The sequence below is a fragment of the Aliidongia sp. genome (assembly GCF_035943795.1).
GTDB lineage: Bacteria > Pseudomonadota > Alphaproteobacteria > ATCC43930 > CGMCC-115725 > Aliidongia.
The window spans coordinates 1-18,591 of record NZ_DASZBY010000114.1; the positions used below are offsets into that span (position 1 = coordinate 1).

General features: G+C 68.5%; 22 protein-coding genes. 20 read left to right on the forward strand and 2 right to left on the reverse strand.

Translation table 11 applies throughout. The features are described 5' to 3' along the window. Together VGV37_RS22115 and VGV37_RS22120 are read left to right on the forward strand one after the other, a co-directional pair. Nucleotides 1–150 (forward strand): Lrp/AsnC ligand binding domain-containing protein (locus VGV37_RS22115; RefSeq protein WP_326882004.1); only part of this gene is annotated, 150 nt, incomplete at its 5' end. 17 nt (nucleotides 151–167) lie between these two features. Next, complete coding sequence (locus VGV37_RS22120; protein ID WP_326881935.1) at nucleotides 168–1,169, forward strand: cysteine synthase A; 1,002 nt, start codon at nucleotides 168–170, stop codon at nucleotides 1,167–1,169. On the opposite strand, the gene VGV37_RS22125 is transcribed toward VGV37_RS22120, so the two are convergent. After that, nucleotides 1,114–1,731, reverse strand: a complete 618-nt coding sequence (locus VGV37_RS22125; protein WP_326881936.1) for a TetR/AcrR family transcriptional regulator — start codon at nucleotides 1,729–1,731, stop codon at nucleotides 1,114–1,116. The genes VGV37_RS22120 and VGV37_RS22125 overlap by 56 nt on opposite strands. Before the next feature lie 129 nt (nucleotides 1,732–1,860). On the opposite strand from VGV37_RS22125, the gene VGV37_RS22130 reads away from it, so the two are divergent. Continuing rightward, on the forward strand, nucleotides 1,861–2,556 hold the full coding sequence (locus tag VGV37_RS22130) for a hypothetical protein (RefSeq protein WP_326881937.1): 696 nt from the start codon (nucleotides 1,861–1,863) through the stop codon (nucleotides 2,554–2,556). Nucleotides 2,557–2,633: 77 nt separating this feature from the next. Here the strand turns inward: VGV37_RS22130 and VGV37_RS22135 are convergent, their stop codons facing one another. Continuing rightward, nucleotides 2,634–2,996, reverse strand: a complete 363-nt coding sequence (locus tag VGV37_RS22135) for a TIGR02300 family protein (RefSeq protein WP_326881938.1) — start codon at nucleotides 2,994–2,996, stop codon at nucleotides 2,634–2,636. Between the two features lie 228 nt (nucleotides 2,997–3,224). On the opposite strand from VGV37_RS22135, the gene VGV37_RS22140 reads away from it, so the two are divergent. The 17 genes from VGV37_RS22140 (at nucleotide 3,225) to VGV37_RS22220 (ending at nucleotide 18,591) form a co-directional block, all read left to right on the forward strand. Next, nucleotides 3,225–4,550, forward strand: a complete 1,326-nt coding sequence (locus VGV37_RS22140; RefSeq protein WP_326881939.1) for a 3-phosphoshikimate 1-carboxyvinyltransferase — start codon at nucleotides 3,225–3,227, stop codon at nucleotides 4,548–4,550. Next, a complete protein-coding gene (cmk, locus tag VGV37_RS22145) occupies nucleotides 4,550–5,215 on the forward strand; it encodes a (d)CMP kinase (RefSeq protein ID WP_326881940.1) in 666 nt (221 codons plus the stop codon). Before VGV37_RS22140 ends, cmk begins: the two co-directional genes overlap by 1 nt. A gap of 291 nt (nucleotides 5,216–5,506) precedes the next feature. Next, entirely contained in the window at nucleotides 5,507–7,225 is a 1,719-nt protein-coding gene (gene rpsA, locus VGV37_RS22150) for a 30S ribosomal protein S1 (protein ID WP_326881941.1), read from the forward strand. 214 nt (nucleotides 7,226–7,439) lie between these two features. Next, complete coding sequence (ihfB, locus tag VGV37_RS22155) at nucleotides 7,440–7,727, forward strand: integration host factor subunit beta (protein ID WP_326881942.1); 288 nt, start codon at nucleotides 7,440–7,442, stop codon at nucleotides 7,725–7,727. Between the two features lie 102 nt (nucleotides 7,728–7,829). After that, on the forward strand, nucleotides 7,830–8,153 hold the full coding sequence (locus VGV37_RS22160) for a lipopolysaccharide assembly protein LapA domain-containing protein (protein WP_326881943.1): 324 nt from the start codon (nucleotides 7,830–7,832) through the stop codon (nucleotides 8,151–8,153). A 4-nt stretch (nucleotides 8,154–8,157) separates the two neighbouring features. After that, a complete protein-coding gene (locus VGV37_RS22165; RefSeq protein ID WP_326881944.1) occupies nucleotides 8,158–9,144 on the forward strand; it encodes an ornithine cyclodeaminase family protein in 987 nt (328 codons plus the stop codon). A gap of 47 nt (nucleotides 9,145–9,191) precedes the next feature. Further along, nucleotides 9,192–10,295, forward strand: a complete 1,104-nt coding sequence (locus VGV37_RS22170; RefSeq protein ID WP_326881945.1) for an FAD-dependent oxidoreductase — start codon at nucleotides 9,192–9,194, stop codon at nucleotides 10,293–10,295. Beyond that, the gene (gene pyrF / locus VGV37_RS22175; RefSeq protein WP_326881946.1) at nucleotides 10,292–10,990 is read left to right on the forward strand and encodes an orotidine-5'-phosphate decarboxylase; all 699 of its coding nucleotides are present in this window, start codon (nucleotides 10,292–10,294) and stop codon (nucleotides 10,988–10,990) included. Before VGV37_RS22170 ends, pyrF begins: the two co-directional genes overlap by 4 nt. Then, entirely contained in the window at nucleotides 10,987–11,634 is a 648-nt protein-coding gene (locus tag VGV37_RS22180; RefSeq protein ID WP_326881947.1) for a phosphoribosylanthranilate isomerase, read from the forward strand. Before pyrF ends, VGV37_RS22180 begins: the two co-directional genes overlap by 4 nt. A 66-nt stretch (nucleotides 11,635–11,700) precedes the next feature. Then, nucleotides 11,701–11,985, forward strand: coding sequence for a nucleotidyltransferase family protein (locus tag VGV37_RS22185; RefSeq protein ID WP_326881948.1), 285 nt, complete (start codon nucleotides 11,701–11,703; stop codon nucleotides 11,983–11,985). A gap of 59 nt (nucleotides 11,986–12,044) precedes the next feature. Then, nucleotides 12,045–13,262, forward strand: a complete 1,218-nt coding sequence (trpB, locus tag VGV37_RS22190; protein WP_326881949.1) for a tryptophan synthase subunit beta — start codon at nucleotides 12,045–12,047, stop codon at nucleotides 13,260–13,262. Beyond that, the gene (gene trpA, locus VGV37_RS22195) at nucleotides 13,259–14,086 is read left to right on the forward strand and encodes a tryptophan synthase subunit alpha (RefSeq protein ID WP_326881950.1); all 828 of its coding nucleotides are present in this window, start codon (nucleotides 13,259–13,261) and stop codon (nucleotides 14,084–14,086) included. The genes trpB and trpA overlap by 4 nt, the downstream gene beginning before the upstream one ends. 22 nt (nucleotides 14,087–14,108) lie before the next feature. Continuing rightward, entirely contained in the window at nucleotides 14,109–14,993 is an 885-nt protein-coding gene (gene accD / locus VGV37_RS22200) for an acetyl-CoA carboxylase, carboxyltransferase subunit beta (RefSeq protein ID WP_326881951.1), read from the forward strand. Between the two features lie 64 nt (nucleotides 14,994–15,057). Further along, the gene (locus tag VGV37_RS22205; protein ID WP_326881952.1) at nucleotides 15,058–16,347 is read left to right on the forward strand and encodes a folylpolyglutamate synthase/dihydrofolate synthase family protein; all 1,290 of its coding nucleotides are present in this window, start codon (nucleotides 15,058–15,060) and stop codon (nucleotides 16,345–16,347) included. Between the two features lie 55 nt (nucleotides 16,348–16,402). Then, nucleotides 16,403–17,329: a histone deacetylase family protein gene (locus VGV37_RS22210; RefSeq protein WP_326881953.1), complete on the forward strand. Its 927-nt coding sequence runs from the start codon at nucleotides 16,403–16,405 to the stop codon at nucleotides 17,327–17,329. A 106-nt stretch (nucleotides 17,330–17,435) separates the two neighbouring features. Continuing rightward, nucleotides 17,436–17,684: an exodeoxyribonuclease VII small subunit gene (locus VGV37_RS22215; protein WP_326881954.1), complete on the forward strand. Its 249-nt coding sequence runs from the start codon at nucleotides 17,436–17,438 to the stop codon at nucleotides 17,682–17,684. After that, nucleotides 17,677–18,591: a farnesyl diphosphate synthase gene (locus VGV37_RS22220; RefSeq protein ID WP_326881955.1), complete on the forward strand. Its 915-nt coding sequence runs from the start codon at nucleotides 17,677–17,679 to the stop codon at nucleotides 18,589–18,591. The genes VGV37_RS22215 and VGV37_RS22220 overlap by 8 nt, the downstream gene beginning before the upstream one ends.

Here is an 18,591-nt window from a genome sequence, read left to right on the forward strand (position 1 = left end):
TATTCCGTCAGCGGCCCCTACGATATGATCGCGGTGGTCGAGGCGAGTTCGGTCGAGCAGATGGATTTTCTGATCGACGAGATCGGTGCGCTCGACGGCATCGAGCGAACGGTCTCCTCGATCATCCTTTCGACCAAGTTCGACCGATAACGCAGGTACGCGCCTTCATGACCATCCGGAACGGCTTCATCGATTCGATCGGCAACACGCCGCTCATCCGCCTCGCCCGCGCGTCGGCCGCGACCGGCTGCGAGATCCTGGGCAAGGCGGAATTCCTCAACCCCGGCGGCTCGGTCAAGGATCGCGCGGCGTTGGCGATCATCGAGGACGCGGTCGCCTCGGGCCGCCTCCAGCCGGGCGGCACGATCGTCGAGGGCACGGCCGGCAACACCGGTATCGGCCTGGCGCTCGTCGGCAATGCGCTGGGATATCGCACCGTGATCGTGATGCCCGAGACCCAGAGCCAGGAGAAGAAGGATTTCCTGCGCCTGGTCGGCGCCGACCTGCGCCTGGTGCCGGCGGCGCCCTACAAGGATCCCGGCAACTATGTCCGGGTCTCGGAACGGCTCGCGGCCGAACTGGCGGAAACATCCGAAAGGGGGACCATCTGGGCCAACCAGTTCGACAATGTGGCGAACCGCGAGGGCCACCGGCGCACGACCGGTGTCGAGATCTGGCAGCAGACCGCCGGCCGGATCGACGGCTTCGTCTGCTCGGCCGGCACCGGCGGCACCATCGCCGGCGTGGCAATGGCGCTGAAGGAGCGCAACCCCGCCATCCGCGTGATGCTGGCCGATCCCATGGGTTCGGCCTTCTACAACCACTATACCAGGGGCGAGCTGGTCGCCGAAGGCAGCTCTATCACCGAGGGCATCGGCAACAGCCGGATCACCGCCAATCTGGCCGGCGCGCCGATCGACGGGGCGCTCCGCGTGACCGACGACGAGGCGCTGCCGGTCGTGTTCGAACTGGTCGAGCACGAGGGGCTGGTGCTGGGCGGATCGAGCGGCATCAACGTCGCCGGCGCCATCAAACTGGCACGCGAGCTAGGGCCGGGCCACACCATCGTCACCATCCTGTGCGACGGCGGCGCCCGCTACCAGTCGAAGCTGTTCAATCCGGGGTTCCTGCGTGAAAAGCACCTGCCGGTGCCGCACTGGATGGCATGACATTCCACTGCCGATACAGCGCTGCCGCGGCCGCATTCGCACTGACGAACAGCGCTTCGGCGATGATCTCCGGCCGGCAGGAATGCTGAGCCGTCAGCCAATGTTCGACCAGGGTCAGCTGGCCTGCCGCCAGATACAGCGCGGCCAGCGCATCGGGGATCAGGGCGGAGGCGGATGATTTCCGGCCGACGTCCCGCAAGCGGGCTTCGATCAACTCGGCCAGGCTGCGGGTCAGGATCGGTCTGGTCGGCCCGGTCAGCAAGGTTCGGCTGACCCGTTGATTCTCGCGGAAATGCGCGATGGTGCCGACCAGCGCCGCCGGCATTTCCGGCGCGCCGACCAGGGCGGCCAGCGTCCGGAACGGACCGGCGATGCTCTCGGCCAGCAGATCGTCCTTGCCGTCGTAGTGATCGTAGAAGGTCGAGCGGCCGACGTTGGCACGGGCGACGATGTCGCCGACGCCCAGGCTGTCATAGGCCTGTTCGAGCACGAGTTCGCGGAAGGCGGTCAGCAGCGCCTGGCGGGTCCGCTCGGTCCGCCGGTCGGGTTTCTCGGGCGTCATGGGCGGGCTGCCTTTCCCGGACATCGGGCGGAATTCGTCCGGAACCGGACGTCCGGGCCGCCGGCTCCGCCAATCTTTCGGGATCCTTTGATAGAAGCGCGGCTCCAGTGAGGCAACGAGGAGTTTCGCATGTACCCGGAAACCATGGCCCTTCCTTTCCTCGCGCGGCCGGCCGCGATCGCGCTCCTGGCCTGTACGATCCTGTCGGTGGCGGCCGTCGCCGTGCATCCGACCGTCGCCGACGGTAGCGCGTCGCAGATCCTGATCGACATGGTGCGGGCCCGGGGCGCCGACGAGCATGTCCATGGCGCCGTCATCCTGCTGATGGCGGGCCATCTGTTCGGCTTCCTCGGCTTTGCCGCACGTGTCGGCCTGCATCGGCCGTCGGTGCTGCTCGGGCTGATCGCCTATGGCATCGGCGTCCTCGGCATGATCGGCGCCGCGCTCAACGACGGCTTCATCACGCCGGCGCTCGCGGCCGCCTTCGTCGGCTCCCCGGAAAAGGCCGAACTCGGCATGGCCGTACTGACCTACGGCTGGGTCGCGATCCAGTATCTGGCAAAGCTGGGCTTCGTCGGCATGTCGATCGGCATGCTCGGCGCCTCGCTGCCGCTGCTGCGGGCGCGGGGCTTCGCCCGGCTCGTCGCCGGCACCGGGTTCGTGTCGGGCGTGCTGCCGGTCGCGTTCCTGGTCCTGGCCAAGGCCGACCTGGCGCCGCCGCTGCTGGTCGCGATCCTGGCAGTGCAATCGCTCTGGGCCCTCGCCGCGGCAACGTGGCTGGTCCTCGGCACCACCACCCCGGTCGGCCGTTCCCAACTGGCCTGACGCGGAGCCAGGACGAGACGAAGGCCCGGCCGATCACCCGGCCGGGCCTTCGTTTCGTCTACGCGAGGTGGAGGAGCTTAGCGCTCTTCCTCTTCATCGACGTTCTCGATCACTTCAGCCAGATCGTCTTCGTCCTCGCCCAGTTCGGACGCGTCCTCGATCAGATCCTCGTCTTCCTCTTCGTCGGCGTCGGCGACGACGGCCTCATCGCCTTCGGCGACTTCGACATCCTCGACCTCTGGATCGACCGCGACGCCCGGCGCCACTTCGGCGTCCTTCTCGACGATGCTCGACGGGCGCGACCGGCGCGTCTTCAGGAACGCCTCCGGATCGAACTCCGTATGGCACTTCGGGCAGACGATCGGCTCGCGGTTCAGATCGTAGAACTTTGCACTGCAGGACTGGCAGATGCGCTTGGTGCCCCATTCGGGATTTGCCACCGGGAAACTCCGTCTCTACATGCAGCGGGATCGATGGGCGCCGGTCGCAATGACCGGAACCGAACGTTCCCGTTTCGAATATGGTCGGCGGCAATTGCCATGATCGTCGCCACCTGTCAAAAGCAAAATCCTTGCGCGGGACGCAATTCGCGTGCGCGGGACTCGATTTCCGCCGTAGGGTCGCCCCCGTTCACCGCCCGATGTCCTCTCCGGGAGCCCCGCCGTTTCATGTCGCCGTCGACCCCGCTCATCGCCCGCCCCGGGAGAATGCTCGCAGGGACCATCCCGGTTCCGGGTGATCGCGTCCTGTCGCAGTGCGCGCTGATCCTGGGCGCGCTGGCAGTCGGCCGGACCAGCATCAGGGGATTGCCCGATGATACCGATTTCCGGCAGCTGGCGGCGGCCCTCCGCGCGCTCGGCGCCGCCGTCACGCGCCATGATGACGGGCTGTGGACGGTCGATGGCGTCGGTGTCGGCGGATTGCTGGAACCGTCGGAAATACTCGACCTGGGGGATTCTGGCACGGCCCTCCATCTGCTGATGGGACTGATCGCGAGCCACCCGCTGACCACCATCTTCACCGGCACCGCAGCCCTCAACCGGCGGCCGTTGGCGCGGCTCCTCCATCCGCTGGAGCGGATGGGTGCGCAATTCGTCGGCCGCTACGGCGGTCACCTGCCGCTCGCCGTCGTCGGCGCCGCGGTGCCGATGCCGATCGAGCACGTGCTGCCCGGCACCGGCGACCCGATCAAGCCGGCGATCCTGCTGGCCGGGCTGAACACGCCAGGTCTGACCAGCGTGGTCGAGCCCCGGCCGGCGGACGACGGATTGGATCGCCTGCTGCGCCGCTTCGGTGCCCGGATCGAGGTCGAACCGCTGGCCGACGGCGCGTGCCGGACCCGCATCGAGGGGCAGCCGGAACTCGTGCCGGCGACGCTCGACCTGCCGGGCGATCCCCTCGCGGCCGCATTCCCGATCGTCGCCGCCCTCACGACCGGAGGCTCGGACGTAACGCTGTCCCATGTCGGGCTCGACCCGGCCCGGTCCGGCCTCCTGACGATCTTGCGGGAAATGGGCGCCGGGATCGACGTGCTGGAGACGCGCGACGACAGCGACGGTCCGGCCGGTACGCTTCGGGTCCGGGGCAGCCGCCTCACCGGCGTGACCGTTCCCGGCGAACGGGCTGCCGATTTGCTCGATTACTACCCGATCCTGGCGATCGCCGCCGCCCATGCCACGGGTCCGACGGTGCTGCCCGGATGGGGCGACGGTGATCGGCTCGCCCGCTTCGCCCGGGCGCTCGCGATATGCGGCGTCGATGCTTCGGTCGAGGGCGGCGCGCTCATTCTTCAAGGCGCCGGTGGCCCGGCGACGGGCGGCGCCCGCCTTCCGACCGACCTCGACCCCGATGCGGCCCTGGCGCTGCTTGTGCTCGGCCTCGGGGCCCGGGCGCCGATCGAGATCGCGGACGGTGCCGCGATCGAAACCTGTTTTCCCGGGTTCGCCGGACGGATGCGCGAGCTGGGTGCCGATTTGACGATGGGAGTGGTTTGATGGGTGCGTTCATCATTGCGGTCGATGGACCCGCCGCGGCCGGCAAGGGCACGCTGGCCCGGCGCCTGGCGACGGAGCTGCATCTGGCGCATCTCGATACCGGTGCGCTCTACCGGGCGACCGCGCGCGACGTGCTGGCGGCCGGGCTCGATCCCGCCGATGCGGCGGGTGCCGCCGAGCTTGCGGGCAAGCTCGACCCGGCGAGCCTCGCCGATCCGGGCCTGCGCGGCGAAGAGATCGGCCGGGTCGCGTCGATCGTCTCGGTCCATCCGGCGGTGCGCACGGCGCTGCTCGATTACCAGCGCAATTTCGCCTACCACCCGCCGAACGAGGCCAAGGGCGCCGTGCTCGACGGGCGCGACATCGGCACCGTGATCTGCCCCGAGGCGACGGTGAAGCTGTTCGTCACCGCGTCGCTCGAGGCACGCGCCGGACGGCGCCTGCGCGAACTCGAGACGTCGGGCGCGCCGGCCGATGCCGCGGCCGTGCTGGCGGACCTCCAAGCGCGCGACGAACGGGACAGCAAACGCTCGGCGGCGCCCCTGAAGGTGGCGACCGATGCGGTCCTCTTGGACACGAGCGGCCTCGATGCCGACGAGGCGTTCGGCGCCGCCATGTCGATCGTGCGGGCGCGCACCCGGTCCTTCGGCAGCTCGCAAGCCTGAACTGCGCCGCGCCCGCACGCGGAGTCGGTTGCTTCGGCGCCCGGGCGAGAGTATAGAGTCCGCCGCTTTGAGTGTGGTTCGAGGGAGCTTGGTCCGGCCCGGCGTTACGCGGGGCAGGGCGAAGGCTCCCTTTCGTCTTGGGTCCGGGGCTCGTCCTCGGCCGGGACCGATCCCCTCGGCCTCGTTTTAAGACGGGTCTTCACCGCCGCGCCCGATCCAGTCGGCGGTAGACCGGTTCGCCTCGATCCCCGGCGCAATCGGTCTTAAAATCGCTCGGGATCAGGAGAGCCGATGGCTTCTGCAACCACTCACGCCGAGACTTACGAGAAGGAGAGCTTTGCGGCGCTCCTCGATGCCTCGCTCGGTACTTCGTCCAGCCTCGAAGGCACGGTCATCAAGGGCCATGTCATCGGGATCGAGAACGACATGGTTCTCATCGACGTCGGGCTGAAGTCCGAAGGTCGGGTGCCGCTCAAGGAATTCGCGACCGCCGGCAAGCCGGCCGAGCTCGCCGTCGGCGATCTCGTCGAGGTCTATCTCGAGCGCATGGAAGACAAGCACGGCGAAGCGCAGCTCAGCCGTGAGAAGGCCCGTCGCGAAGAGGCCTGGACGCTCCTGGAAAAGAGCTTCACCGCCAACGAGCGCGTGACCGGCGTCATCTTCGGTCGCGTCAAGGGCGGCTTCACGGTCGACTTGAACGGCGCCGTGGCATTCCTTCCGGGCAGCCAGGTCGATATCCGCCCCGTGCGCGACATCACCCCGCTGATCGGCACGCCGCAGCCGTTCCAGATCCTGAAGATGGACCGTTCGCGCGGCAACATCGTCGTCTCGCGTCGCGCCGTGCTCGAAGAGAGCCGGGCCGAAGCGCGTTCGGAGCTGGTGGCCAACCTCAAGGAAGGCCAGATCCTCAACGGTGTGGTCAAGAACATCACCGACTATGGTGCGTTCGTCGACCTCGGCGGCGTGGACGGCCTGCTGCATGTCACCGACATCGCCTGGCGCCGCATCAACCACCCGTCGGAAGCCTTGCACATCGGCCAGTCGGTCAAGGTGCAGGTCATCCGCTTCAACCCCGAGACGCAGCGCATCTCGCTCGGCATGAAGCAGCTCGAGGCGGATCCGTGGGAGGGCGTCGAGCTCAAGTACCCGTCGGGCGCCCGCTACAAGGGTCGCGTCACCAACATCACCGACTACGGCGCGTTCGTCGAGCTGGAGCCGGGCGTCGAGGGTCTCGTTCACGTCTCGGAAATGTCCTGGACCAAGAAGAACGTGCACCCCGGCAAGATCGTTTCGACTTCCCAGGAAGTCGAGGTCATGGTGCTGGACGTCGATCCGCAGAAGCGCCGGATCAGCCTGGGCCTCAAGCAGACGCTCGCCAATCCGTGGGACAGCTTCATCGAGCAGTTCCCGGTCGGCACGGAGCTCGAGGGCGAGGTCAAGAACATCACCGAGTTCGGTCTGTTCGTCGGTCTGCCGGGCGACATCGACGGCATGGTCCATCTTTCCGATCTCGACTGGGCGCGCCCGGGCGAGGAAGTCGTCGCCGACTTCAAGAAGGGTGACCTGGTCAAGGTCAAGGTTCTCGATGTCGACGTCGAGAAGGAGCGCATCTCGCTCGGCGTCAAGCAGCTCTCGGACGATCCGTACGAAGAGAGCATGTCGAAGCTGAAGAAGGGCGACGTCGTGACCTGCACGGTGACCATCGTCACCGAGAACGGTCTCGAAGTGACCACCGCCGACGGCATGCCGGGCTTCATCCGCAAGGCCGAGCTGTCGCGTGAGCGCAGCGAGCAGCGTCCGGACCGTTTCGCCGTCGGCGAAAAGGTCGATGCGAAGGTGACGGCGATCGACCGCGCGACCCGCAAGGTCACGCTCTCGATCAAGTCCCGCGAAGTCGAGGAAGACAAGAAGGCGATGGCCGAGTTCGGTTCGTCCGACTCGGGCGCCAGCCTGGGCGACATCCTCGGCGCCGCGTTCAACCGCGCCAAGTCGGAGAAGGAGAGCTCGTAAGAGCTTCGATCTTCCGACCTGCGGATTTCGCAGGAAAAAAGGGAACGGGTGGCTTCGGCCGCCCGTTTTCTTTTCGCGCTCAGTCCTTCGGCGCCGATCGGCCGGAAAAAACCCTTTAAGCTAAAAGGGTTATTGACCTCGGGCGAGCGATTTGGCAGGCTTGAGCCAACATATTACGAGGGTAAAACCGAGTTTCCCGGGAAAGGTCGGACCTATGACCAAGTCTGAGCTCATCCTGCGCCTTGCCGAGACCAACCCGCATCTCTACCAGCGCGATGTCGAACGCATCGTGACGACGATCTTCGGCGAGATCGCAGACGCCCTGGCCCGCGGCGACCGGGTCGAGCTGCGCGGTTTCGGTGCCTTTTCGGTGAAACGCCGCGACGCGCGCGTCGGCCGCAACCCGCGCACCGGCGACAGCGTCCGCGTCGACGAGAAATTCGTTCCCTATTTCAAGACCGGCAAGCAGTTGCGCGATCGGCTCAACGCCGACGACGAATGATCCCCGGCCGGCGCCGCCTGCGGCCGGGCGCTGGCTTCCGCTGTTGAACGATCCGCGTGTCTCGCCCATTCTGGCGGGACTGGCGCGGTCGAAGAAGGGCGGATGATGCGGTATCTCTACTGGGGTCTGGCGATTATCGTCGCGATCGTGATCGCCTGCTTCGCGGTGTCGAACCGCGGCGCCGTCGATCTGGAATTCTGGCCGCTTCCCCTGGCGCTCTCGCTGCCGCTCTACCTGGTTGTGTTCGCCGTCCTCGCGGCCGGGCTGCTGATCGGCTGGTTCCTCGGCTGGGCCGGCGGCGCCGGTGTCCGGCGCGAACGCCGGCGTCACGCCAGGCGGATTGCCGAACTCGAACGCGACCTGGCCCGGCACTCGACCGCTCCGGCCACTCCCGCGGCTGGCACGTCACTCGCTTCGGTGAGATAGCGTCATGGTCGACCCCCTGCGCGGCCGCATGCCCAGCGCGGCCGGCATGCGCCTCATCAGCCCGTCCGAAGTCCATGGCGCGCTCGACTACGAGCAACTGGTCGAAGCTCTGCGCCAGATGTTCCGCAGCGACTGCACCGTGCCGCTGCGTCACCATCATACGGTCCCGGCCGGTGGTGGACGCGAGGATGCGACCCTGCTGCTGATGCCGGCCTGGCAGGCCGGCCGGCACGTCGGCATCAAGATCGTCACCGTGTTCCCGAGCAATGGCGAGAAATCCCTGCCGGCGGTGATGGGCGCCTATCTGCTGATGGACGGGACGACCGGGTCGCCGATCGCGATGATGGACGGACCGGCGCTCACCATCCGGCGCACGGCGGCCGCCTCGGCGCTCGCCGCCTCCTATCTGGCACGCGCGGACGCGGAACGGCTGCTGGTCGTCGGCACCGGCGCACTGGCACCCCAGCTGGTCGAAGCCCATGCCCGGGTCCGGCCGATCCGCAACGTGCTGATCTGGGGGCGCGACAAGGAAAAGGCGGCGAAGCTGGCCCATCGACTGGACCGGCGCAATCTCAAGGTCGCAGCGACGGACGATCTGGCCGGCGCGGTGCGCGGCGCTCATATCGTGTCCTGCGCCACCTTGTCGAAGGAGCCCCTGATCAAGGGCGAATGGCTGCCGCAGGGCGTGCATCTCGACCTGATCGGCGGCTTTACGCCCGACATGCGCGAGGCCGACGACGATTGCATCAGCCGCGCCCGCGTGTTCGTCGACACGCGCGAGGGCGCCTGCAAGGAGGCGGGCGACATCACCCAGCCGCTCGCCAACGGCCGCCTGACCCTGGACGACATCGCCGGCGACCTGTTCGACCTGGCCCGCGGCAGCCGCGCCGGCCGGCGCTTCTACGATCAGATCACCCTGTTCAAATCGGTCGGCACCGCGCTCGAAGATCTGGCCGCCGCCAAGCTGGTGGTCGACAGCCTGCGGAACTGAGGGTAGTTGAGGCGAAGTTTTTTGCGCCACGCGCCAAAGGAAGCAGCATGAAGGTATCGATCGTCGGGGCCGGCATCATGGGGCTCGGCACCGCCTGGGCGCTCGAACGGCTCGGCCATCAGGTGACGATCTTCGAGCAGGGCCCGGTGCCCAATCCTCTGGGATCCTCGGTCGACCAGCACCGGCTCATCCGCTACCCCTACGGCCCGGCCGAGGGCTATACCAAGATGGTCGCGGATGCCTACGCGATCTGGGACCAGGTCTGGGCCGACCTGGGCGAGACGCTGTATCGCCAGACCGGCACGCTGTGCCTCGGCCAGGCCGGCGCCCGATGGCACCGCGACACGCTCGCGACGCTGGAACGGGCCGGCCACGCGGTCGAGCGGCTGGGCGAGGCCGAGCTCGCGCGACGTTTCCCGCTGATCGAGGCCGCCAACGTCGACGAGGCCTATTACCTGGACAGCGGCGGGGTGCTGTTCGCCGAGCGGATCGTGGCGGCATTGGCCAAGCGCCTGGCTGCGCGTGGCGTCGAGATCCGGGCGCATACCCCGGTGGTCGAGATCGACCCCGACCGCGGCTTCGTCATTCTGGGCGACGGCTCCGTCATCGGCGCCGATGCGCTGGTCGTGGCCGCCGGGCCCTGGGCACCGCGCCTGGTGCCCAGCCTGCGCCGGCGCGTCAAGCCGTCCCGCCAAGTCCTGGCGTATCTGGTGCCACCCGACGATCTGGCACCGCTGTGGCAGACCGGCCCGATGCTGCTGGATATCGACCCCGATGTGGGCTTCTACGTCGTGCCGCCGCGCGACGGCGCCGGACTCAAGCTCGGCGACCATCGCTTCAGCCTCGCGGGCGATCCCGATGGCGACCGGGCCGGAACCGAGGCGGAGATCGCGGTCGGGCTCGCCGGCTGTGCCCGGCGCCTGAAGCGCTTCGACGACTATCGCATCGACCGGCTGAAGGTCTGTTTCTACACGGTCGAGCCGGACGAGAAATTCATCATTGAGCCGGTCGGCCTCTCGACCTATGTCATGAGCCCCTGTTCGGGCCACGGCTTCAAGTTCGGCCCCCTGCTCGGCAGCGCCGTAGCCGGGGCGATCGACGCCGGCGAGCCCGGCGACATTGCCGCCTGGGCGGCAGGAGCCGCATCATGAACCCTGTCTTCGTGGCGCTCGACACGACCGACCTCGCCCGTGCCAGGCATCTGGCCGGCCTGGTGGCGCCCCATGTCGGCGGTCTGAAGCTCGGCCTCGAATTCTTCCTGGCCCAGGGCCTGGCAAATACGGCGGCCGTCGCCGGCACGACACCGCTGTTCCTCGACTTGAAGCTGCACGACATCCCGAACACGGTTGCCGGCGGGGTGCGCGCGATCGCGGCCTTGAAGCCCGAATTCCTGACCGTCCATGCGGCGGGTGGGCCGGCGATGCTGCGCGCCGCCGTTGCCGCCGCCGCCGAGGCCGCGGACCAGACGGGCCATCGGGTCCGATTGCTGGGCGTCACGGTGCTGACCAGCCTCGACGACGGCGATCTCGATGCGGTCGGCCAACGCGGTCCTGCCGCCGACCAGGTCCGCCGCCTGGCGCTGCTGGCGCGGGCGAGCGGGCTCGACGGCGTCATCTGCTCGCCCTTCGAGGTTGCGGGCCTGCGGGCCGAGCTCGGACCCGATTTCCAGCTCGTCGTGCCAGGTATCCGGCCAGCCGGCGCCGCGCTGGGCGACCAGAAGCGCGTGATGGGCCCGCGCGACGCCATCGATGCCGGGGCAAGCCGGCTGGTCATCGGCCGGCCGATCACCGATGCACCCGATCCCGCCGCCGCCGCCCGTGCCATCGCGGCCGAGCTCGCGGCATGAGCCTGATCGTCAAGATCTGCGGCCTTTCGACCGAGGAGACGATCGAGGCTGCGATCACGGCCGGCGCCGGCCTCGTGGGCTTCGTGTTCTATCCGCCCAGCCCGCGCGCGGTGACGCCGGACCAGGTCGCGCGCCTGGTCAGGGGCGTGCCACCGGCGGTGGGCAAGGTCGGACTGTTCGTCGATCCGGACGATGCGCTGCTCGATCGCGTGCTGACACTGACCGGGCTCGACATGATCCAGCTCCACGGCATGGAGCCGCCGGAGCGCGCGGCCCAGATCCGCGAGCGCTTCCGCCGGCCGGTCATGAAGGCGATCCGCGTCGGGGCGGCCGCCGACGTCGCGGTCGCCGGCCGCTACCTGGGCGCGGTCGATCGCCTGCTGTTCGATGCACAACCACCGAAGCGACCCGATGCCCTGCCGGGCGGCAATGGCGAGCCGTTCGACTGGTCCCTGCTCGCCGGCCGATCCTGGCCGCTGCCCTGGATGCTGTCGGGCGGGCTGACCATCGGCAACATCGCCACGGCGGTGCGCACGACCGGCGCCCCGGCGATCGACGTCTCCTCCGGTGTCGAGACCAGCCCCGGCATCAAGGACGTGGGGTTGATCAAGGACTTCATCGCGATGGCGCGGACGCTGGGCTGATGGCGGTCTCGCTGCAGGGCGCAGCGGCATGGCAAGGTCCATCATCAGCGCTTGGGAGGATGGGCAATGCCCACCCCTTTGTTCTCCGACATCGCAGCGCTGACCATCGTCTGTCGGCGCCATCACATCCGCCGGCTTGCGCTGTTCGGATCGAGCCTGCGCGGCACCGATAGACCGGATAGCGATGTAGACCTGCTGGTGGAAGACGGCGAGCGAGGAAATCCCGGAACTTCTGGCGGCGCTCCGAACGTCGATGGGTGGAGACCAGCTTTTGGCAGGGTCCCCGATCCGCACGACGATCGAGCTGCCATGAGCGGAGCCCAAGGCGGCTCTGACGTGCGACCGGCTTGATGCGATGGTCGTGCGGTTATAGGGTCCGGGTCCCCGAGCCCGTACCCGAGTTTTCCGGCATGACGCATCCGATCCCGAACAGCTATCGCACCGGTCCCGACCAGGACGGCCATTTCGGCCCCTATGGCGGCCGGTTCGTGGCCGAGACCCTGATGCCGCTGATCCTCGAGGTCGAGAAGGCCTACGAGGCGGCCAAGGCGGATCCGGCCTTCCAGCCGGAGCTCGACTATTACCTGGAGCATTACGTCGGCCGGCCGAGCCCGCTCTACCACGCGGCGCGCCTGACCGAGCATTTCGGCGGCGCCAAGATCTATTTCAAGCGTGACGAGCTCAACCACACCGGCGCGCACAAGATCAACAATTGCATGGGCCAGATCCTGCTGGCCCGCCGCATGGGCAAGACCCGGATCATCGCCGAAACCGGCGCCGGCCAGCATGGCGTCGCGACCGCCACGGTCTGTGCGCTGTTCGGCCTGCCCTGCGTCGTCTACATGGGCCAGACCGACATCGAGCGCCAGGCGCCGAACGTGTTCCGCATGAAGCTGCTGGGCGCCGAAGTGCGCAGCGTGACCTCGGGCACCGGCACGCTCAAGGACGCGATGAACGACGCCATGCGCGATTGGGTCGCCAACGTCGACGACACGTTCTACATCATCGGCACTGTCGCCGGCCCGCATCCCTACCCGGCCATGGTGCGCGATTTCCAGATGGTGATCGGCAACGAGACGCGCGAGCAGATGCAGAAGGCCGAAGGCCGCCTGCCCGACACGCTGGTGGCCGCGATCGGTGGCGGGTCGAACGCCATGGGGCTGTTCTTCCCATTCCTCGACGACCCCACGGTCAGGATCGTCGGCGTCGAAGCGGCCGGCCATGGCGTCGACAGCGGCAAGCATGCCGCCTCGCTGACCGGCGGCGTGCCGGGCGTGCTGCATGGCAACCGGACCTACCTGCTGCAGGACGACGACGGCCAGATCATCGACGCCCATTCGATCTCGGCCGGGCTCGACTATCCCGGCATCGGGCCGGAGCATGCCTGGCTGCACGACTTGAAGCGGGTCGACTACGTCTCGATCACCGACAAGGAGGCGCTCGAGGCGTTCCAGCTCTGCGCCAGGCTCGAAGGCATCATCCCGGCGCTGGAACCGTCCCATGCGCTGGCCCATGTTGCCAAGATCGCGCCGGCCCTGCCCAAGGATCACCTGTTGGTCATGAACATGTGCGGCCGCGGCGACAAGGACATCTTCGCCGTCGCCCAGCATCTAGGGGTCAAGCTGTGAGCCGGATCGACCGTCGCTTCGCGGCCCTCAAGGCCGAAGGCCGCGCCGGCCTCGTCACCTTCGTCACGGCCGGCGATCCGGACCTGGCTACGGCCGAGGCACTGCTGGCCCGCCTGCCGGCGGCCGGAGCCGACATCATCGAATGGGGCATGCCGTTTTCCGATCCCATGGCCGACGGCCCGGCGATCCAGGCGGCCGGCCTGCGCGCCCTGCAGGCCGGCACCAAGCTGGCCGCGATCCTGGCGGCGGTCGCCCGCTTCCGGAAGACCGACGACGACACGCCGATCGTGCTGATGGGCTATTACAATCCGCTGTTCCGCTATGGCGTCGATCGGTTCTGCACCGACGCGGTCGCGGCCGGCGTCGATGGCATCATCATCGTCGACCTGCCGCCGGAGGAATCCGACGAGTTGACGCCGCAGGCCCGCGCCGCCGGGCTCGACTTCATCGGCCTGACCGCGCCGACCACGCTCGACGACCGCTTGCCGCGCGTGCTGGCCTCGGCCAGCGGCTTCGTCTATCACGTCGCCATCGCCGGCATCACGGGCACGCGCTCGGCCGATCCGGTGGACGTGGGCCGTGCGATCGAGCGGCTGAAGCGCCATACCGGCTTGCCGGTCGCGGTCGGTTTCGGCATCAAGACGCCCGACCAGGCGGCGGCGATCGCGCGGGTCGCCGATGCCGCGGTGGTCGGTTCCGCGATCGTCGATACCATCGCCCGTCATCTCGACGCCGATGGCAAGGCCAAGCCTGGCCTGGTCGATGCGGTCGTGGTGCAGGTGAGCGCACTCGCCGCCGGCGTCCGCGCCGCGCGCACGGCCTGAAGAGCATAGAGAGACCCCGCCGATGAGCTGGCTTACAAATGTCGTCCTGCCCAAGATCCGCGCCGTGGTTTCGGCCAAGCGCGAAGTGCCGGACAATCTCTGGACCAAGTGCCCGGCCTGCGGCCAGATGCTGTTCCATCGCGAGTTGGAAGCGAACCTGAACGTCTGCCACGCCTGCGGCCATCACATGCGCATCGATGCCAAGCGACGCCTGGGCGTGCTGTTCGACAATGGCGATTATACCCGCATCGAACTGCCGAAGCCGGTGACGGATCCGCTGAAGTTCCGCGACAGCAAGCGCTATGTCGACCGGCTGAAGGAGGCCCAGGCGCAGCACGGGCCGAACCGCGACGCGATCCTGGTCGCCCATGGCAAGATCGGCGGCAATGATGCCGTAGTTGCCGTGTTCGAGTTCGGCTTCATGGCCGGGTCCATGGGCATCGCGGTCGGCGAGGCGATCGTGGCCGCGGCACGCCTCGCCGTGCTGCAGTCGGCGGCGCTGATCGTCGTGCCCTCGTCCGGCGGTGCGCGCATGCAGGAAGGCATCCTCAGCCTGATGCAGATGCCGCGCACGACGATCGCGGTCGAAGAGGTGAAGGAAGCCGGCCTGCCCTATTTCGTGATCCTGACCGATCCGACGACCGGCGGCGTCACCGCCTCGTTCGCCATGCTGGGCGACATCCAGATCTCCGAGCCGGGCGCGGTGATCGGTTTCGCCGGCGCCCGCGTCATCGAGGAAACCATCCGCGAAAAGCTGCCCGAGGGTTTCCAGCGCGCCGAATATCTGCTGGACCACGGCATGGTCGACCTGGTCGTCCGCCGCCACGACCTGGGCGCCACGGTCGGCCGCCTGATCGGCCTGCTGCGCCGCCCGATGATCGAAGCGCCGGTCGCCCAGCGGGCGTAGCCGACCGTTTATATAAGTTCGTCATGGCCGGGCTTGACGGGGTTTTGGTTAGGGTTTTGATCCCATGACGCGCTCTCCCGATGCGGTGCTGGCCCGGCTGACCGGGCTCTATCCCAAGGCGATCGACCTGTCGCTTGGCCGGGTCAGGCACCTTCTGGACCGGCTGGGAAATCCGCAGGACCGGTTGCCGCCGGTCGTGCATGTCGCCGGCACCAACGGCAAGGGCTCGACCATCGCCACCCTGCGCGCGATCGTCGAGGCGGCCGGCTATCGCGCTCATGCCTATACCTCGCCCCATCTCGTGCGCTTCAACGAGCGGATCCGGCTCGCCGGCCAACTGATCGAGGATGACGCGCTGGTGGGCCTGCTCGACGAGATCGAGCGAACCAACGACGGCACGCCGATCACCTTCTTCGAGATCACCACCGCGGCGGCGTTCCTGGCCTTCGCGCGCACGCCGGCGGATATCGTGCTGCTGGAAACCGGCCTCGGCGGGCGGCGGGACGCGACCAACGTGGTGGCGCGACCGGCGGTGACCGCGATCACGCCGATCTCGATGGACCACATGAATTTCCTGGGCGACACGCTGGCCGCGATCGCCGAGGACAAGGCCGGCATCATCAAGGCCGGCGTGCCGGTCGTCATCACGCCGCAACGGGCCGAAGCGATGGCTGTGCTGGAGGCAGAGGTTCGCGAGGTCGGTGCGCCGGCCTATCGTGCCGGGGCCGAATGGCAGGCGATCCCGACGGCGTCGGGCTGGCGCTTCGAGGGTCGGCGCTGGTCGTTCGACCTGCCGCCCTCGCGTCTGCCCGGCCGGCACCAGACCCTGAATGCCGGCGGAGCCGTCGCCTGCCTGGAACAGCTTCAAGGGTTCGACATCGATCGGGACGCGATCGCCCGGGGCCTGGGGGCGGTCGAATGGCCGGCTCGCCTGCAACGCCTGACCCGCGGGCCGCTGGTCGACCTGTTGCCGCCCGACTGGGAATTGTGGCTCGACGGTGCTCACAACGAGGGCGGCGGCGCGGTGCTGGGCGACCATCTCGCCGGCTGGACCGCCCGCCCGACCCATCTGATCGTCGGCGCGCTCAACACCCGTAACCCGGCGGATTTCCTGCGGCCGGTGGCTCCCCATGTCGCCTCGGTCCGCGGCGTGGCGATCCCGGGCGCGGAAAACAGCCACACCGCCGACGCGATCGTCGCCGGCGCCGAGGCGGTCGGGATCGACGCCATGGCGGCGCCGTCGGTCGAGGCGGCACTGGCGTCGATCCGGGCGGCGGCCGGACCTGGTCCGGTGCGGGTGATGATTTGCGGCACGCTCTACCTGGCCGGCTGGGTGCTTGCCGAAAATGGCTGAGGCGGCGGCCGGAACGAGCTAGGGTTCGGGACCCAGGGAAGGAAACGACGCCGCCATGACGACGCTGCTCTACACCCACAGCACCTGCATCGGCCATGACCCGGGTCCAGGGCATCCGGAAAGCCCGGCCCGGCTCCAGGCGATATGGACAGCGCTCGAGGCGCCCGCCTTCGCCGGGCTGATCCGGCGCGAAGCGCCGCTCGCGACCCGCGAGGCGCTGGAACGCGTCCATCCCGCGGCCCATATCGATCGCCTGCTGGCGGCGGTGCCGGCGACCGGCTTCGCCGCACTCGACGCCGACACGTTCCTGTCGCCGGGCTCGGGCGAGGCGGCATTCAGGTCCGCCGGCGCGATCACCGCGGCGATCGACGCCGTCGTCGCGGGCGAGGCCAAGAATGCGTTCTGCGCGGTCCGGCCGCCGGGCCATCACGCCGAACCCACCACTGCCATGGGTTTCTGTCTGTTCAGCAACGCGGTGGTCGGCGCGTTGCATGCGCGTGCCGTCCATGGGTTGCGCCGGGTCGCGATCGTGGATTTCGACGTCCATCACGGCAACGGCAGCCAGGTCGTGGCCGAACGGGATGCCGACCTGTTCTATGCCTCGACCCACCAGTCGCCGCTCTATCCGGGCACGGGTGCGGCCCGGGAGACCGGCCTCGGCAACATCGTGAACCGGCCGCTACGCGCCGGGGCCGGCACCGAGGAGTTCCGCACGGCGTTCGGCGAATGGATCATGCCGGCGCTCGGCCAGTTCGCGCCCGACCTGGTCATCGTCTCGGCCGGGTTCGACGCGCATGCGGACGATCCGCTGGCCGGGCTCACCCTGACCGAGGCGGATTTCGTCTGGGTGACGGAGCAGTTGCTGGGCTTTGCCGAGCGCTATTGCCACGGCCGGCTCGTCTCGACGCTCGAGGGCGGCTACGACCTGAAGGCGTTGGCCGCCTCGACTGCAGCGCATGTAACGGCGTTGATGGCGGCCTGATCTTCGCGCCCCTGGGTTTCGTCGCCGACCATTGCTCCCGCCCCGTCGGCCCGCATACACTCCCGCCCGCGCGCCGGTCGGCGTGGCTTGAAGGAACGGGGAACCGATGGCCGAGACCCAATTGCCCGAGATCGCGGGCTTGAGCTTCGAGGATGCGCTGGAAGAGCTGGAAGGGATCGTGCGCCAGCTCGAGGCTGGACGCGGCCGGCTCGACGATGCCATCGGCTCGTACGAGCGCGGGGCGGCACTGAAGCGCCATTGCGAGGCCAAGCTCAACGAAGCCAAGGCGAAGGTCGAGAAGATCGCGTTCGCGGCCGACGGGTCGCTCAAGACGGAGGCACAAAATCTTGAATAGCTCGCTCTGGTCCAATCCGAGCCACCTGCCGACGGCCCTGTCCGAAGCGGCAAGCGCGGTCGACCAGCTCATCGACCGGTTGCTGACCGTGCCCGACGGGCCGGAGGCGCGTGTCTATGAGGCCATGCGCTATTCGGCGCAGGCGCCCGGCAAGCGGTTGCGGCCGTTCCTGGTGCTGGCCAGCGCGTCGCTGTTCGGCGTGTCGCTGACCAGCGCGCTGCAGGTCGCAGCATCGATCGAGATGGTCCACACCTATTCGCTGATCCACGACGACCTGCCGGCGATGGACGACAGCGACCTGCGGCGCGGCCGGCCGACCTGCCACAAGGTCTATGACGACGCGACCGCGATCCTGGCCGGCGACGGGCTGCTGACGCTTGCGTTCGAGGTGCTGGCCGATGCCGACACTCACGGCGACCCGGCGGTGCGCTGCGAACTCATCTCGTACCTGGCGAAATGCGCCGGTTCGGCCGGCATGGTCGGCGGCCAGATGATCGACCTGCAGGCCGAACATGATGCGACGCTCGACATCGGTGCCATCACCCGGCTGCAGCGCCTGAAGACCGGCGCGCTCATCGCCTTCTCCTGCGAGGCCGGCGCGATCCTGGGCAAGGCCTCGCCGGAGCTGCGCAAGCTGCTCCACGCCTATGCCCATGACATCGGCCTCGCGTTCCAGATCGCCGACGACCTGCTCGACGCCGAAGGCACGGCGGCGGAGACCGGCAAGTCGGTCGGCCGCGATGCCGAGGCCGGCAAGGCGACCTTCGTGTCGATCCTCGGTCTCGACGGCGCCAAGACCCAGGCCCGGGCACTGGTCGAACAGGCGCTCAACCACCTGCAGCCGTTCGGCGCCAAGGCGGAACTGCTGCGCCAGGTCGCCCATTTCGTGATCCAGCGCCGCTCGTGA